This window comes from Candidatus Frankia nodulisporulans (genome assembly GCF_902806475.1).
In the GTDB taxonomy this organism is placed as follows: Bacteria; Actinomycetota; Actinomycetes; order Frankiales; family Frankiaceae; genus Frankia; species Frankia umida.
This window is the reverse complement of the sequence record NZ_CADCWS010000514.1, coordinates 1-814: the sequence shown is the minus strand read 5'-3', so window position 1 is coordinate 814 and position 814 is coordinate 1. Positions and strand designations below refer to the sequence as shown.

At 66.7% G+C, this 814-nt stretch carries 1 protein-coding gene; it reads right to left on the bottom strand.

Going from position 1 to position 814, the window contains the following annotated elements:
• Positions 1-16 precede the first annotated feature (16 nt).
• Positions 17-814: transposase family protein (locus G6R24_RS21200; RefSeq protein ID WP_217451628.1), on the bottom strand; the 798-nt coding region annotated here is incomplete at its 5' end.

The window sequence follows — 814 nt, the reverse complement described above, 5'->3', positions numbered from 1 at the left end:
GAGCCTTATTCATAAGTCACCATCCGAGTCGGTAGAACTCTAACCGGGCGACGATTCGGATGATGTTGGGGAGTTCGGTGAGGCGGCCGCGGTGGCCGGTCGCGAGGATCTTCCAGTTCTTCAGGTGTGCGATGGCGCGTTCGACGGCTGAGCGGCGGCCGGAGATCGTCTTGTTCACGGTCTTCTGGTAGTCGGTGAGTTCGTCGTTCTTCGGTTTTTTGGTGGGTGTGGTGGCGGTGGTGCCCTGGTAGCCGGGGTCGGCGGTCCAGACGGTGGTGTCCAGGAGCGGTTCCCAGCCGCACTCGCTGATCGCCCTGCGGTCGTGGCGGGCGCCGGGGACGGGGGCGGGGGCGGAGACGGCGAGCAGGGTGCCGTCGAGGTCGGCGGCGATCTGGATGTTCAGTCCTTGCCGGTGGCGCTTGCCGGAGTAGTTCTCCTTCGTCCCGGCCCGGTTGCCGGTCGGGACGTCGGTGCCGTCGACGAGGGTCTCCCGGTTGGCCAGGACGTCGACGAAGAAGGGTTCGTGCAGGCAGAGGACCTCGTCGAACAGCGGCACGAGCCGCCGGTAGACCCGGGAGACGGTCGGCTGGCTGACCTGGTACAGGTCCGCGACCACGGTCTGGGGAAGGTTCCGGCGGAGCAGGAGCAGCAGCATCTCGACCTGTTCGGCGAGGCTCATCAGCGGCGGGCGGCCCGTGCGACGGGAGGCGAGGACCTCCTCGATCCGGCCCACGATCTCGGCGATCTCGTCCGTGGACAGCCCCACGGTAGACTGGTAGCGCACCGGCTCCTGCTTCTTCGGAATTTTTGTTGT